12 protein-coding genes are annotated in these 15477 nt (G+C 42.3%); 2 read left to right on the top strand and 10 right to left on the bottom strand.

Annotated features, from left to right (window positions below; genetic code table 11):
- Positions 1 to 15: 15 nt before the first annotated feature.
- From ACZ41C_RS15445 to ACZ41C_RS15405, 9 genes are all read right to left on the bottom strand, one after another.
- The gene (locus ACZ41C_RS15445) at positions 16 to 489 is read right to left on the bottom strand and encodes a DUF302 domain-containing protein (protein ID WP_464562674.1); all 474 of its coding nucleotides are present in this window, start codon (positions 487 to 489) and stop codon (positions 16 to 18) included.
- Positions 490 to 499: 10 nt separating this feature from the next.
- Positions 500 to 886: a DUF302 domain-containing protein gene (locus tag ACZ41C_RS15440; RefSeq protein ID WP_121848289.1), complete on the bottom strand. Its 387-nt coding sequence runs from the start codon at positions 884 to 886 to the stop codon at positions 500 to 502.
- A gap of 4 nt (positions 887 to 890) precedes the next feature.
- Positions 891 to 980: an SHOCT domain-containing protein gene (locus ACZ41C_RS15435; protein WP_225621523.1), complete on the bottom strand. Its 90-nt coding sequence runs from the start codon at positions 978 to 980 to the stop codon at positions 891 to 893.
- Positions 981 to 1140: 160 nt separating this feature from the next.
- The gene (locus ACZ41C_RS15430) at positions 1141 to 1698 is read right to left on the bottom strand and encodes a hypothetical protein (RefSeq protein ID WP_464562671.1); all 558 of its coding nucleotides are present in this window, start codon (positions 1696 to 1698) and stop codon (positions 1141 to 1143) included.
- A gap of 20 nt (positions 1699 to 1718) precedes the next feature.
- Complete coding sequence (locus ACZ41C_RS15425) at positions 1719 to 3041, bottom strand: APC family permease (RefSeq protein WP_192466561.1); 1323 nt, start codon at positions 3039 to 3041, stop codon at positions 1719 to 1721.
- 3 nt (positions 3042 to 3044) lie between these two features.
- Positions 3045 to 5483 carry a multicopper oxidase domain-containing protein gene (locus ACZ41C_RS15420; RefSeq protein WP_464562668.1) on the bottom strand — a complete coding sequence of 813 codons (2439 nt, stop codon included), beginning with the start codon at positions 5481 to 5483 and terminating at the stop codon, positions 3045 to 3047.
- A gap of 75 nt (positions 5484 to 5558) precedes the next feature.
- Complete coding sequence (locus ACZ41C_RS15415; RefSeq protein WP_464562666.1) at positions 5559 to 6776, bottom strand: TolC family protein; 1218 nt, start codon at positions 6774 to 6776, stop codon at positions 5559 to 5561.
- Entirely contained in the window at positions 6773 to 10537 is a 3765-nt protein-coding gene (locus ACZ41C_RS15410) for an efflux RND transporter permease subunit (RefSeq protein ID WP_464562664.1), read from the bottom strand. The genes ACZ41C_RS15415 and ACZ41C_RS15410 overlap by 4 nt, the downstream gene beginning before the upstream one ends.
- A 104-nt stretch (positions 10538 to 10641) precedes the next feature.
- Positions 10642 to 11058, bottom strand: coding sequence for an HYC_CC_PP family protein (locus ACZ41C_RS15405; RefSeq protein ID WP_464562662.1), 417 nt, complete (start codon positions 11056 to 11058; stop codon positions 10642 to 10644).
- Positions 11059 to 11326: 268 nt separating this feature from the next.
- Here ACZ41C_RS15405 and ACZ41C_RS15400 point away from each other — a divergent pair, with 268 nt between their 5' ends.
- Positions 11327 to 13561, top strand: a complete 2235-nt coding sequence (locus ACZ41C_RS15400; RefSeq protein ID WP_464562660.1) for a TonB-dependent receptor family protein — start codon at positions 11327 to 11329, stop codon at positions 13559 to 13561.
- A 63-nt stretch (positions 13562 to 13624) separates the two neighbouring features.
- Here ACZ41C_RS15400 and ACZ41C_RS15395 read toward each other — a convergent pair whose 3' ends face one another.
- Positions 13625 to 14209 (bottom strand): RNA polymerase sigma factor, encoded by a 585-nt coding sequence (locus ACZ41C_RS15395; RefSeq protein ID WP_464562658.1) that lies wholly within the window; start codon positions 14207 to 14209, stop codon positions 13625 to 13627.
- Positions 14210 to 14323: 114 nt separating this feature from the next.
- Here ACZ41C_RS15395 and ACZ41C_RS15390 point away from each other — a divergent pair, with 114 nt between their 5' ends.
- A complete protein-coding gene (locus ACZ41C_RS15390) occupies positions 14324 to 15475 on the top strand; it encodes a FecR family protein (protein ID WP_464562656.1) in 1152 nt (383 codons plus the stop codon).
- The last annotated feature ends 2 nt before the right edge of the window (positions 15476 to 15477 follow it).

Below are 15477 nucleotides of genomic sequence, written 5' to 3'. Positions count from 1 at the left end.
TGATTTTGATGTTAATTATAGTTTTACGTTTTGCTGCTCAATAGTGTCGAGCAATTTTTTCAAGATATTCTTTGTATTTTTCGCCACCTCCATTATTTCTTTTTTCTTAGCGGAAGACCAAGTGATATCGGTATTTTCTATCGACACTTCGATAATCGTGTTATGTTCCACTTCCTTAATGGTTACGTTGCACGGAAAAAGAACGCTCATTTGAACATCCTTTGAGATTAGTTTTAATGCAGTTTCTTTTTCACATACCATTAGAATGAGGTGCCGAGGCATCTTTTCCATATCTGAACTCAGATATTCTCGCACGTCAAATTCGGCAATAAGGTCAAGACCTAACTTTTTCAAGCCATTTTTTACGTTTTGCACGGTTTCCTCAAATGTCAAACTACCATACCTCCGCGTAATGCAATACGGGGTGCTCTGACTTTCTGAATAATCTTGTTGCGAGACCTGTTTGTTTTTACCCTTACTATTTTCCATTGTTCCGCTTCTAAAGTTTATCGATTACATTTTCCAATTTGGCGGTAATATCACTTGCGATTTCGGCCAATATTTCATTGTCGACGGCTTGCATCGACGCCATTGGGTTTACCGCCGCCACCTCTACATTCCCTTTCGATACTTCCTGCACGATTACATTGCAAGGCAACATAGTACCTATCTTATCTTCGGCTTCCAGTGCCTTATGGGCATAGGGCGGATTGCAAGCACCAAGTATTCTGTATTTTTTGAAGTCCACGTCCAGTTTCTTCTTCAAGGTTTCCTTGACATCGATTTCGGTCAGGATGCCAAAACCTTCGTTTTTCAGTTCTTCCGTTACCCTCTCGATTACCTTTTCAAAGTCTTCGTTAAGGGTCTTGTTGAAATAATATTCCATCGTTTTAATTTTTAGAGTTAATAGTTCGTTTTTGTTCTTCGTATTCTTCTTTGGATATTTCGCCCTTGGCGAACCGGTTGTCGAGTGTTTTCATAGGGTCCTCGATATTTCTAGGGCCTCTCCTATTTTTTCCATTAAACAGGAAAAAAACCAACACCAAAATGACCGGTATCAATACCCACCACCACATCATCATAATTGTAGAATTTTAATAGTTATTTTCTGTTTTTCAATCCACCTCGGTATTCGAAGGCTTACGCTCCTTTATTTTTCATTTTTTCTTTCATCATTTTCATCATCTCTGGATTTTTTTCCATCATTTTCTGCATCATTTCTTCCATCATATCAGGATTCTCATCCATCATATTTTTCATTCTTTCCTTCATCTCTTTTTTCATCATTTCATTATTATGTATTTTTTCCATCAGCATCTTACGGCCCTTTTCGCTTTCCATCATCTTATCGAGAATTTTGGACTCCATCTTTTTCTTCATTTCTGGGTTCTTCTCCATCATCTTCTGCATATGGGACTGCATTTTTTCCTTCATCTCAGGGTTTTTATCCATCACCATTTTCATATCCCCAGATTCCATCTGCTCCATATGAGCCTTCATTAGCATCTTTTTAGATTCTTCATTTTTTCTTGCCTCACTGATGAAGTTGGTAAATTGTACAGGGTTAGAAATAATTTCTTGATAGATGGCATTTCTGTTTTCATCCACCCGCATGGTCTCGGCAGCATTGAAAGTTGATTTACAGCCTACCATCGTTGCTACTAATCCGATTGTCATTAAAATCATTTTTGTTTTCATCTTTTCATTTTTCAGGTTAATCAATCATTTGTTTTTTCTACTTTTTCATTGTTGCCATTTCTTTTTAAAAACCATTTTTCCCCGGTAAAAACGAGTATTATAAGCACGGCCGCTACAACCACCACCAACAGATCACTGGATATTTTGATCCATAAAAAAGCTCCCAGAACAATAAGATCAAGTATAATAGCGGTACCGATTATTGCAGCATTCGCTTGTATTTCTTTTCGTAGGTTTTTCAAAACACCCCAATGGATTCCAATATCCATGACCAAATAGAGTATGGCCCCTAAAGATGCAATTCTTGTCAAATCAAAAAGAACGGTCAATGCAATTGCCGAGACTACGGTATAGACAAGCATATGCTTTTGTATGCCTCCTGGCATTCCAAAATGGTTATGGGGAATCAAATCCATGTCAGTCAACATAGCCGTCATTCTTGAAACGGCAAAAACACTGGCAATAACCCCTGAAATTGTGGCAACGATGGCTATACCTACCGTAAACCAAAGCCCGTACTTGCCAAAGGCAGGTTTGGAGGCCTCCGCCAAGGAATAGTCCTTGGCCCGTATGATTTCTTCTATCGAAAGGTTGGAGGAAACCGCAAAAGCGACCAAAAGGTAGATAAGGGTACAAATGGCCAGTGAAATAATGATGGCCCTACCGACATTCTTGTTGGGATTCACAATTTCCCCACCGCTATTGGTTATGGTCGTAAAGCCTTTGTAGGCTAAAATCGACAATGCCAAAGCCCCAAGATAACTGGAGACCGGATATTCGGATAAACTGCTGGACGGGACTACTTCAGAAAAGGAGAATCCCGCAGCCCACAAACCACCTATCGCAAAAATGGAAATACCCCCTATTTTCAGGATGGCCATTACCAACGAAGATTTGCCGATGACGTTATTCCCCGAAATATTGATTAAGAAAGCCGTAATCAACAGTACAACCCCTAAAACAGGAACCCATACACTATTGTCGCCAACATCGAACATTTGTAAGGTGTACGAGCCGAAGGTACGGGCGACCAGACTCTCATTGATAACCATGGAAATAGCCATCAACAAAGCCCCGGAAGCAGTCAGTGCCCCTTTACCATAAATCTTTTTTAGATAGGTTGCAATACCCCCAGCTGATGGATAGGCATTTGATAATTTAATATAAGAATAGGCACTAAAGCCCGAGATAATGGCCCCTACCAAGAACGCGATAGGAAACCATTGGCCAGACAGTTCGGCCACCTGCCCCAACAGGGCAAAGATACCGGCACCGATCATTACACCCGTACCAAGAGATACGGCACCGGTCAAACTCAAGCTATTTTTTTTATATCCTTCCATCAATTAAAATCTTGCTAAAAGTCCACCGCCCCAGCCATATCGGTTATTATAGTTTGCCTGTATTGAAAAATTACGGGAAAGAATGTATGCAACCCCTACCAGCCATTGTGTTTCACTTTCAAATGAGTTGTTATTCTCCAAATCGTTGACCCACCCGAAGTCTGCTCTATATTCGTATTCGCCTTCCAGAAAAATTCTAGGAAAAATCAATAGCTCTCTGTCCAGACGTATTCTCGGACGCAGTTGATGGTCCATACTCACATCTACATTGAACCTGTAAGGCGTAAAATATTTTACACCGACCAATCCTACGGTATTGAACTCATCGTAGGAATCAGGTATTTCGGTTTCGGTGTTAACACCCACATAGAGACGTACCCAATCATTTAGGTATCTATTATAGTTAACTTCGGCTTCAAGGTTTTGGTCATAATCGAACTCTGCTCTTAAACCAAATTCATTGCGAATATTACTTGACGTTAAAAAGAGTTCATTAAAGTTTGAGCCGGCACGAGCCAATCCCCACGAATAATAATGGTCCGTTTCATCGATGAGTTTTTGAACGGGAAAATCCTTCATTCTCTCGTCCCTTGGCGTATCGTAACTGAAAACCCTTGCCATTCCGCCCATCATATGATATAAAATGTGGCAATGAAAGAACCAATCGCCATACTCTTCGTTATAGAACTCTATGACCACTTTCTGCATAGGCGGTACATTTACCGTATGCTTTAACGGGGAACGTTCGCCATTTTCGTTGATGACCCTAAAATAATGCCCGTGCAGGTGCATTGGGTGGTGCATCATTGTAAGGTTGTTGAGCGTAATCCGAGTTACTTCTCCTCCCTTGATTTTTATTTTATCGGTTTCTGAAAGGGGTACGCCGTTCATACTCCATACATAGCGCTGCATATTTCCCGTTAGGTTCAACAGTATGTCGTTTACCGGTAAATCAGCTTTGTAGGTGGTATTCTCCTTTGCCTTTAAAAAGTCGTAGTTGAAATAAGTTTTACGAGTGTCGTAATCAAATGAAGAAGTATCCTTCTGCATCTTGGGCATATTGTGATTCATATGGCCTTTCATTTTATTTGATTCTCCGTTATGGTCCATTGACATCGAGTCCATTCCTGCCCGTCCGGCAGGCGGGTTCATTCCCGACCTATTGTCCATTTTCATTTGGTCACTTTTCATAGGCTTTTTATCATCCATCTTCATATCCATTTGTCCCTTCATCTTGCCATCGTTCATAGACATCTTATCGTTCATCCCCATATTCATCTGACCGTCTTTCATATCCATCTTCATCCCATATTTCTGCATGAGATATTCGGGCGTGTTCTTCTTTTTGTTTCCCACCATTGCAGGTGCTCCCATTTTCATATCCATTTTGGCCATTTGCTTCATCATCGCCACTTTGTCCGGTCTGTCAATCGTTTTCGCAGGATAAAGAGTTCCCTTTCCCAAACGCAATGAGGTATGCCCGGAGCCATCTTGTGCCGTTGCCGTAACTTCCAAAGTGCCGTCAGGTATGGTGACGATTACATCATAGGTTTCGGCAACACCAAATAGAAATCGGCTTTTGGCTACGGGTTGCACATCAATACCATCGCCGGAAACTACCATTGGGTTAACCCCACCAAAATCCATCCAATAATAAGTAGAGGCCGAAGCATTGATAAAGCGAAGCCGCACCTTTTCTCCAGGCTTGAATTCAGGATATTCTGCCAATGTTTTCCCGTTGGTCAGAAATGCCGGATAGTAGATATCGGCAATATCAGCGCCTTCCATACGGTCTCTCCAAAATTTAAGTTGAGCCCCAAAAGCACCTTCTTTGATGACCCTACCCAAGGGAACCGCTGTACCTTTTTTTACCTGATACCATTCGTTTCCCCTTTTTAGGTTACGCAGTACGTTCATCGGTTTTTCGTTGGTCCAGTCAGAGAGTACCACGACCAAATCCTTATCATATTCCAATGTTTTTTCCTTGGGCTGAATCATAATGGAACCATACACACCTTTCTGTTCTTGTAGCATCGTATGGGAATGGTACCAATATGTACCCGATTGATTAATCGGAATTCTGTATTGGAAAGTCGTTCCCGGTTCGATGGGTGGGGTAGTCAAATAGGGAACCCCATCATAAAAATTGGGGAGTATCAAGCCGTGCCAGTGTACCGATGTTTCAACATCCATTTTGTTGGTTACGTTGATGATGGCGAGGTCGCCTTCCGTAAATTCCAAGACTGGTCCGGGAATACCGCCATTAATGGTCATCCCGTTGGCAGTTACCCCTCCTAGCGTTATCTTATTATTTTCCAAAACAAGGCTGTATTCCGTAACGGGTCGCCCTTCTTCCTTTCTATCCTGCCCGTTGGTCCCTACTTGGGCAAAGCCTTCGCATGAAATGAGAAGTACCAACAACACTGTAATTTTTCTGATCATAATTTTATTTTTTTATTTGTACTAGACTACTTTATTAAATTCAATCGATACATCTTGCTCTTATCTATATTGATCTTAGCTCCTTAGATAATTGATAATGGCCGACTGCACATAGTAGCCCTTGATGGATTCGATTCGATTGATTTGAAACTTAAGCTGAAGCTCTTGAATATCGAGCACATCGTTAAAATCGATGGTACCGGTCTCGTAGCTTTTGATAAGAATTTCCTCCCCGTCCTTGGCCTGTCCGATATTTTTTGTTTGGGTCCTGAAACGAATCCTGGCGGCCATTCTGTTGTTAATGGCCTCGCTCAAAAGTGTTTCGAGTTTGTTTCTTCGTTCTTGCTTTTGGGCGGTTATTTCCTCTTGCCTTAATTTGTTCTGTTGGGAAATGGATTTGTATTTATTGTTGAATATCGGGATGGACACCGATACCATCGGCATCAAGATGTCCTTTCCGTTATCATCGAAAGACATATCGGGCCTTTCGGCGACGGGTATGTAATCCAATCCGAAGCCAAGATCCGGTAACGCTTCTTTTTGGTTCAAGATTTCGGATTGTTCGACCGACTCGTACAATTTGTCATACTTTAAAAGTTCGGGGTGCAGGTCAAGGCTTCCTTCTTCCGTTATCGGGTCTTGTTCGGGTACCGTAAGCCCTTCGTAAACTTCGACTTGGGTCTGTTCGTCCCTATTCAATAGATTGTTGAACAAGGTCAGCTCGGCCAAATACTCCTGTTCCAAAACTTCTTTTTGCTGAAGCAGTTCATTTTGTCGAATCTGCAAGCGGAGTACATCAACCGCCGAAGCGTTACCAACCTCTACAGACGTCAAGGCCAATCGTTCATAGGTTTCCAGCAAATCAATATTCTCGTCCAAAACACTTTGCTTCGCCCTAATCGAGAATAATCGGTAGTAGGATTGTGAGACCGACAACGCCAATTTTCTTTTGACGATGACCAGCTCTTCGTATTGGGCGTCTGCCAATGAACTTGCATAATTTTCACGTGCGGTAATGGTACCGAACCACGGGATCATCTGTTTTGCCGAGAACCGTGCTTTCTGTGCTCCAGTCCGTGTTTCGGGCTCGCTTACGAAAAGTCCGGCACTTACCTCCGTATTGGGCAAAGTATTTACCTCGTTCACTCTTTCGGAGGCAATATTGTACCGCAGCTCAAAAGCCTGAATTTCCGGATTGTTGAGTTCGGCCTGTTGGATAAGGCTTTCCAGCTCCTGCCCGTTCATGGAAGCGATGGATACTATTCCGATCAATATGTATAGGTATTTCTTCATTTGGACATTCTTTTTAATTGAAACTCGGCCTTCCAACTGTACAACACTGGAACAACAAACAAGGTAATCAAGGCGATAAGCATTCCCCCGAAAGAAGGAATCGCCATCGGAATCATAATATCACTACCACGGCCAGTGGATGTCAATACCGGAAGCAGTGCCAGAATAGTGGTAGCGGTCGTCATCAAACACGGACGGATACGTTTTTCGCCTGCTTCGACAACCGAATCCCTAACGGATACAAGGGAATCGGGCTTATTTCTATCAAAAGTTTGGGTCAGGTAGGTGGCCATGACCACACCGTCATCCGTAGCGATACCAAAGAGGGCAATAAACCCGACCCATACGGCAACACTCAGGTTAATGGTATGCATCTGGAAGAGGTCTCGTAGGTTTTCCCCGAAAAAGTTGAAGTTCAGGAACCAATCCTGACCATAGAACCAAATCATCAGAAAACCTCCGGCAAAGGCAACAGCAATCCCGGTAAATACCATTAATGAGGTACCTACTGAACGGAACTGGAAATAAAGGATCAAGAATATAATCGCCAATGCCAAGGGCACTACGACCGATAAGGTTTTTTCGGCACGCAACTGGTTTTCATAGGTACCTGTAAACAGATAATTGATACCCTTGGGAACTACTAGTTCCCCGCTATCAATTTTTTCCTGTATCAGGGCCTGCGCGTTCTCGACGACTTCTACTTCGGCAAAACCGTCCAACTTATCGAACAACACATAACCGACCAAAAAAGTGTCCTCACTCTTGATGATCTGTGGCCCCTTTTCATATCGAATGGTAACCAACTCGCTCAAAGGAACCGGGCTTCCCTTGGCAACAGGAACATAAATATTCTCCAAGTCCGCTGGATTCTCTCTCAGTTCCCTTGGATACCGTACCCGAACTCCATAACGCTCACGGCCTTCAACAGTTTGGGTAAGCACCATGCCGCCAACCGCTACTTGCAACACGCTTTGCACGTCTTCAATGGTAATGCCGTATCGTGCTAACCGCTCCCTATCGATATCTATCAGCAAATAGGGCTTCCCGACAATTCGATCGGCGAATACGGCTTCATCTTTGACCCCATCGGCCTGCTTTAGAATATCTTCGAGCTTTAGACCAAAAGCTTCTATTTCCTTAAGATCCTGTCCCTTTACCTTGATGCCCATGGGCGCACGCATGCCGGTCTGCAACATGACCAATCGGGTTTCGATTGGCTGCAATTTCGGGGCAGAGGTAACGCCAGGAAATTTGGTAACCTTGACAATTTCTTTCCAGATATCATCGGGAGATTCGATTTCGGGTCGCCAATTCCTGAAATATTCTCCATCCTCGTCCGGTATCAAATCTTTGTATTGCACCGAAAAAACAGATTTTATTTCCGACGCTTCGTATTCAAGATTGTCGTCTACTTCAAAGTTTGGATTGGTCACAAAAGTACCGTCCCTGAGTTCGAACATACCGTCTTCATTGACCTTGAACCGTTGGCGCTCCCTGTTCTCGTTCAACATGTATTCTGGCTTGTACTGGATGACGTTCTCATACATCGACAAGGGCGCCGGATCCAATGCGGATTCGGTTCTACCGGATTTGCCGACTATCGTTGCTATTTCAGGAATACTAGCTACCGCCATATCCAGTTGTTGTAATACCCGTTTGTTCTCTTCGACCCCAGCGTGCGGAAGAGAAGTAGGCATTAACAAAAAGGAACCTTCGTTCAACGAGGGCATAAACTCCTTACCCGTATTGCGCATGATCATAACCCCGAATATAACAATGGCAGTGGGTATGGAGAGAAATATCAGTTTATTCCGTAATGCCCAGCGAAGTATCCTTGTATAGTAGTTCCGGAATATGGTAAAGAAGCCAAGTAGTCCGAAACATATAAGCGAAACAAAAATCAGGTTCCAAAAAATACTCTTATCGAGACCGAGCGGTCTCCAGTATTCCGCCAAAACAAAAACAATGGCAAAGGCCGAAATAATGATATTGATAAGATTGGCCCGTTCTTCGGAAAGCGAAAATCCAGTGGAAATGCGTGATGCTAATTCTGGATGTTTTAGCAAGCCTACGATACCGAAGGCAATCAATATGAATCCCAATAAAAAGCCATAAACAAGGGCTATAATCCCTAGAACTATCAATATTCCATTAACGGCGTATCCAGTGGTTTTCTTTATGCTTTTTTTTCTAAACAGAAAGGCGGCAAAGGGTGGTATCAAAAATAAGGCTACGATAATGGATGCGGTAAGCGCAAAGGTTTTTGTAAAGGCCAGCGGTCTGAACAATTTTCCCTCGGCCCCGATCATCGTGAATACCGGAATAAAACTGATGATAGTGGTCATCACGGCGGTCAATATGGCCCCCGACACCTCTGCGGTGGCATTGTAGACAACGGTATTAATAGGCAAGCCCTCTTCATTTTCGTCCAAATGGCGTATGACGTTTTCCGAGAGTATGACCCCTACATCCACCATGGTTCCAATGGCAATGGCTATACCCGAAAGTGCCACGATGTTTGCATCCACATTGAATAGCTTCATCGCAATAAACACCATAAGCACCGCAACCGGTAACAGTCCCGATATCAGGATGGATGCCCTTAAATTGAAGACCATGATAATGATGACCAAAATGGTAATGAAGATTTCCAAGGTCAGGGCTTCATTGAGCGTACCGAGCGTTTCTTGAATGAGTTCGGTCCTATCATAAAAAGGAACAATGGTAAGTTGGGATGTTCTGCCGTCTTCAAGTACTTTTGAGGGCAGTCCGGCACTTAAATCATTGATTTGGTCTTTGACATTATTGATGACTTCCATGGGATTGGCACCATACCTTGCGACCACTACGCCCCCGACAACTTCTGCGCCTTCCTTATCCAAAATGCCGCGCCGTGTGGCCGGTCCGTAAGAAACATTCGCAATGTCCTTTAAGCGAATGGACGTGTAATCCTCAGAGGTAACGACTGCATTCTGTAGATCCTCGATGGACTTCACATACCCAAGCCCGCGAATAAGATATTCGGCCTGATTAATTTCCAAGGTCTGTGCCCCAATATCACGGTTACTTTGTTTTACCGCTTTTACCACCTGCTGTAGCCCAATACCATATTGCTTCATCAGTTCGGGGTTTACATCTACCTGATATTCGAGTACATAACCCCCTATAGAGGCCACCTCTGAAACACCGCTTGCTGACGATAGGGCATATTTAACATAAAAATCCTGAATACTTCTAAGCTCCTGTAAATCCCAGCCGCCTGTGACATTTCCTTTCTCATCGCGTCCCTCCAAAGTGTACCAGTAGATTTGTCCAAGTCCCGTGGCATCCGGCCCCAATGCAGGGTTGACCCCATCGGGCAGTAAACCGCTCGGTAAGGAGTTCAATTTTTCAAGGATACGACTGCGGCTCCAATAGAATTCGATGTCCTCTTCAAATATGATATAGATACTTGAAAATCCGAACATGGAGGAGCTACGGATGGTCCTAACCCCTGGTATTCCCAAGAGTGAGGTTGTCAATGGGTAGGTAATTTGATCCTCGATATCTTGTGGGGAACGACCGTCCCATTTGGTAAAAACAATCTGCTGGTTTTCTCCGATGTCAGGTATGGCATCTACGGCAACAGGGTTTCTTGGTAATGAGCCAGTGCTCCACTCGAAAGGGGCGTTTACGGTTCCCCAGCCTACAAAAAGGACTAGGAGCAAAACGGCTACCAATTTATTTTCGATAAGGAATTTGATGCTTTTATTCAGCATGACATTGATGATTAAGTAATTAGAAGTGCTGGCTGGAAACCAACGAAAACAGGATAAGCCCTAAACTGCTATCAGTCGGGCTGTAAAATGCTATTACTTAAAAATCAAATGAGGAAAATCTGATCTAGGATCTGTATATCCTTGACCAAAAGTGGAGGGGGGTAATCACTAAACGGGACTATGTTTTCAGGTAGTCCTTCGTAAAGATTAAGATAGGTGTAGATGAAGCTGGCAACAAACTGTTGTTGTTCAAAGCTTAATTTTTCAAACGATACTTTTAAGTCGTTCTGACCATCAACGGTAAGGACTTCATCGCTACAGCAATCGGCTTTGACCAAATTGCACTCTGGTAACTCTGCTGACTCCTGAACTTCCATGTCGCAAGATTCTGCATGGCCCACGAAAGAATAATCAACCAGAACATCCCCACAATAGTGTTGCGCAACCGAAAAAGAGAAGGTTGAGAACAGCACTAATAGTGCCATGGTAAAAGACGTTATTTTATGAAAAATACTTTTCATGAGTTTTGCAAAGCTACAAAAATTTTAACATGGGAGTTTCGTTTAACAAAATTTTAGAACTAAAATCAGTCGGATTATATGATATGCAAAGCTAGTTGTTTGCCTTTTGAAAATACATGACAATTATCATAACTAAAGCATAAAGCAGTTAAGTTATAGGCATACCGAAATTAGAAAATTATTTAGAATCTTTCTCAATAAGATTGCGCCAAACCAAAAATTATCCTACGTTTGCACTTTATTTTTATTCAATCTAAATAAGTATAATATGAAATGGTTTTTAACTGTATTTTCAATAATGCTCCTGACAACGAATTTAGGATTATCACAGGAAAGCAATGATGGCAAAGATTCAACTGTCCTGAAAACGGAAATCCTAAACGAGGTCATAGTCAATGGAAGTGCAATTCTAGGGAGTAAATTTGAAGCCATGAACAGAACGGGTTCCGCAAATTATATATCGGCGAAAGAACTCCAAAAATTCAGTTATAACGATATTAACAGGATATTGAGAAACGTGCCCGGGGTGAATATCTACGAGGAGGACGGTTTTGGATTACGGCCCAATATCAGTTTGAGGGGTACTTCTCCAGAACGTAGTGCAAAAATCAATCTTATGGAAGATGGGGTGCTTATAGCCCCTGCCCCCTACAGTGCCCCTGCCGCATATTATTTTCCCACCATCGCAAGGATGCAGGCCGTGGAAGTATTGAAGGGAAGTAGTCAGGTCCAGTACGGGCCAAATACTACGGGTGGCGCTATCAATATGATCTCTACCCGGATACCGGACCGGTTTACGGGAAGAGCGACCTTATCGGCCGGTAACTTCAATTCAAAAAATACACAGATCGTAATAGGCGATAGTTTTAAGAACTTCGGATTCGTAAGCGAATACTATAACTACAATTCAGACGGTTTTAAAAATATTGACGGAGGGGGAAATACGGGTTTTGATAAATCGGACTATTTGGCAAAGTTTCGAATGAATACCGATGAAGGTGCCAAAGTCTATCAATCCCTTCTCTTTAAAATCCAATTTTCCGAAGAAAGGGCCAATGAAACCTATTTAGGGTTGACCGATGCCGATTTCAATGAAAACCCGTACCGCAGATACAGGGCATCCTCGGAAGATGTGATGGACGCGGAACACCAACAATACCAATTAACACATTTTCTTAAACTTTCCCAGGCCCTGTCCATTACCACCACGGGATATGTGAACAAGTTTAAGCGCAACTGGTATAAATTGAACGATGTAAATCTTGGGGAGCGTGTTGGCATAAACAATGTGCTCGCAGATCCGGAAACCTATGCCATGGAATATAATTCCCTGTTGGGAAACACGGATACCCCGGAAGATGTGTTCGGCATAAAAGCGAATAACAGGAGGTATACCTCCCAAGGAATACAGTCCATAGCCCGCTTGCGCTGGGGCGCTGATTGGCTGCAAAGCCTGGAGCTGGGTATTCGCTACCATGAGGATGAGGAGGATAGGTTTCAATGGGTAGACAGGTATGGTTTTCAGAACAATGAACTAATACGCACAACGGTCGGCATCAAAGGGGCGGATGCAAACCGTATCGGCAACGCAAAGGCAATTGCTGCGCATACCTTGTACAAACTAAATTTGGGCAGGTTTACATTGACCCCGGGTATTCGGTACGAGAATATTACGTTGGGCAGGATAAATTACGGTACCAACGATGCAACGAGATCGGGTACGGACCTTTCCGAACGTGAGAACCAAGTGGATGTTTGGATTCCGGGAATTGGGGCAAATTATACCTTTACCGAAAATCTTTCCGTTTTTGGCGGGGTGCACAAAGGGTTTTCCCCTCCCGGCAATACCGAAGGCCAAGATGCGGAAAGCAGTATAAATTATGAATTGGGTACCCGTTTCAATTATCATGGAATTCAAGGCGAAGTGGTAGGCTACTATAATGACTATCAAAACTTGTTGGGGAGCGACCTAGCGGCTACAGGTGGTACGGGCAGCTTGGACCAATTCAACGCTGGCGAGGTCAGGGTCAGCGGTGTAGAAGTATCGTTGAACTATAACCTTTTGAACAACAGCTCGGAAAAGGTCCGCTTACCGTTAACGTTTAACTATACCTTGACCGATACCGAGTTCCTTAGTTCATTTGATAGTGCCAACGCTATATTCGGGGAAGTCTCGGTTGGTGATGAAATACCCTATATCGCCAAGAACCAGTTCAATTTGAACCTTGGCCTAAAGCACAAAAAATTTGCTGTCGACCTGGGCGCACGCTATATCGATGCATTCAGGACACAAGCAGGAACAGGGACCATTCCCACAAATTTAAGGGTGGATTCCAATTTTGTCGTTGACATGTCGGGACGCTATTTCTACAATAGTCATTTTACCTTTTCCTTCAATATCATTAACTTGTTTGACACCACCTATGCGGTTTCAAGGGTTCCTGCCGGACTACGGCCTGGGCATCCATTCGGGGTTAATTTTTCAATAACCTATGGCCTTTAAAAGGAAGAATCATAATTTTTAGACCATGTCAATTGAAAACCGATGTAAGGACATTTGTCCTTTTTACCGCACATGGCCAAGAATTAAAAACAGCACTTGAATTTTTTCTTTTAATTTTTCCCTTAAAATTTTGAGGGCTTTGGTAAGATGTCCTTCGACCGTTTTGATGGAGATACCCAAATGTTCCGCAATCTCAGTATTGGTTAGACCTTCTTTCTTACTTAACTTAAATACTTGGTTGCATTTCTTGGGAAGCTGTTCGATCTCTTTTTCAACTAGTTCCACCTTATGTTTTAAGTCTTCTTGATATTCCCTTTCAATTACATGGTCCAAAGTTTCGGCATAGGTAGTCTCGAAAAAATAAGTTTCTTTCTTATACTTTTTTACATGGTCCAAAAAATTGTTTCGGACAGACTTGAAGAGCCATCCCTTTACGATGGTTCCCTTTTTTATATTATCCCTTTTCTTCCATAGTTTGAAAAATGCTTCCTGCACCAAATCTTTTGCCAAAGCTTCGTTACGGCTTAAACTTTTTGCGTACCAGTAGATTTCATTGTAATAGGACTCAATGACTGTTTTGAAAGCCTTCCTATCCCCTTTTTGGATTGCTTCAACCTTAATTTTTTCACCCAAGTTATTTGAATTCATAGGCTATTTTAACAAAAAAAATCAATATTATAGATTATTGACAATAAAAAGTAAGGGTATTGTATAGTTCAATCGTTTACATAATATGAATTGGGACTTTCCTAAAAATCATCAATGAAAAACAAGAAAATAGAAATTATCATACACAAATTTTTGGCCAATACGGCAACTTTGGATGAGATTGATATTTTGGCCAAATGGGTCGATAAAAATAAATCTAGCTTTCAGGAAGAAGTGGAACTCCATCATCTAATAACCGGGGCTGGAGAAGAAGAAAGTATGGAACACCTAAAGAAAAATCTGACATCGGCCTTCAATCAAGCTAGACTCGTCGCAGGCAAGGTCAAAAAAAGGAACTTACTACTCAGGTACGCCGCGATTTTTGTCGGCGTTCTTATGTTAGGTATTTATGCTTACGAGCAACGTAGTCCTGAAGTAATTCTTGAAAAAGAAGCCACGATTACTTTTGAAGATGGGTCTAAAAAGGAAACCTTAAATGACAGGGCAACCGGAATAGTGTCTACTACAAATGCCTATGTGGTAGAGCAAGAAGGCACTAAAATTACCTATAAAAAAGTAGCATCGAACCAAAAAAAGGTGAATCGGTTGGTGTTCAACACCTTGGATGTACCTTATGGGAAAAAGTTTCAGTTGGTACTATCCGATGGTACGGAAGTATACCTTAATTCGGGTTCTTCAATTACATACCCAGTGGTATTTTACGACGAAGGCCCAAGGAATGTTGTTCTTAGAGGGGAAGCTTACTTTACCGTTGCTCCAGATTCTTTAAGGCCATTTACGGTCAGCACACAGCTTCTTGATGCAAAGGTCCTAGGGACGGAATTTAATATTTCCAGTTACCGAGATGACGAACATATTCAAGTGGTACTTGTTGAAGGTAGTCTGTCAGTCGGTCGGAATAATTCTATTGGTTCGGAAGATGTAATCCTAAAACCGAATCAGCTGGCTTCCTATTCCTATTCCGATGATGAACTAGCCACTGCTAATATAGATGTTAGCAGTTACATTGCTTGGAAAAATGGCATATTGTTGTTCAAGAACGAAGACTTTTATCATATCGCAAAAAAACTTGAAAGGCACTATGATGTAAAAATCGAGATAAAGGATATGCAGGTAAGCAAAGAAAGATATACAGGAAGGTTTAAAACGGAAACCATTGAGGAAATACTACAGGCTTTTCAACGGATTAAAAGTTTTGACTACAACATTGAAAACAATAACATTAAAATTAACCTTAAAAACTAAGC

It is taken from the genome of Maribacter sp. C-4077 (genome assembly GCF_055378385.1).
Note: the sequence above shows the minus strand (reverse complement) of the source record. Positions and strands in the feature narration are given on the sequence as shown.

Bases quoted from the DNA above. Each gene is read 5' to 3' on its own strand.
- ACZ41C_RS15405 (WP_464562662.1), bottom strand. From the start codon at position 11,058: ATGAAAAGTATTTTTCATAAAATAACGTCTTTTACCATGGCACTATTA.
- ACZ41C_RS15390 (WP_464562656.1), top strand. From the start codon at position 14,324: ATGAAAAACAAGAAAATAGAAATTATCATACACAAATTTTTGGCCAAT.
- ACZ41C_RS15440 (WP_121848289.1), bottom strand. From the start codon at position 886: ATGGAATATTATTTCAACAAGACCCTTAACGAAGACTTTGAAAAGGTA.
- ACZ41C_RS15415 (WP_464562666.1), bottom strand. From the start codon at position 6,776: ATGAAGAAATACCTATACATATTGATCGGAATAGTATCCATCGCTTCC.
- ACZ41C_RS15435 (WP_225621523.1), bottom strand. From the start codon at position 980: ATGAAAACACTCGACAACCGGTTCGCCAAGGGCGAAATATCCAAAGAA.
- ACZ41C_RS15410 (WP_464562664.1), bottom strand. From the start codon at position 10,537: ATGCTGAATAAAAGCATCAAATTCCTTATCGAAAATAAATTGGTAGCC.
- ACZ41C_RS15395 (WP_464562658.1), bottom strand. From the start codon at position 14,209: ATGAATTCAAATAACTTGGGTGAAAAAATTAAGGTTGAAGCAATCCAA.
- ACZ41C_RS15425 (WP_192466561.1), bottom strand. From the start codon at position 3,041: ATGGAAGGATATAAAAAAAATAGCTTGAGTTTGACCGGTGCCGTATCT.
- ACZ41C_RS15400 (WP_464562660.1), top strand. From the start codon at position 11,327: ATGAAATGGTTTTTAACTGTATTTTCAATAATGCTCCTGACAACGAAT.
- ACZ41C_RS15445 (WP_464562674.1), bottom strand. From the start codon at position 489: ATGGAAAATAGTAAGGGTAAAAACAAACAGGTCTCGCAACAAGATTAT.
- ACZ41C_RS15430 (WP_464562671.1), bottom strand. From the start codon at position 1,698: ATGAAAACAAAAATGATTTTAATGACAATCGGATTAGTAGCAACGATG.
- ACZ41C_RS15420 (WP_464562668.1), bottom strand. From the start codon at position 5,483: ATGATCAGAAAAATTACAGTGTTGTTGGTACTTCTCATTTCATGCGAA.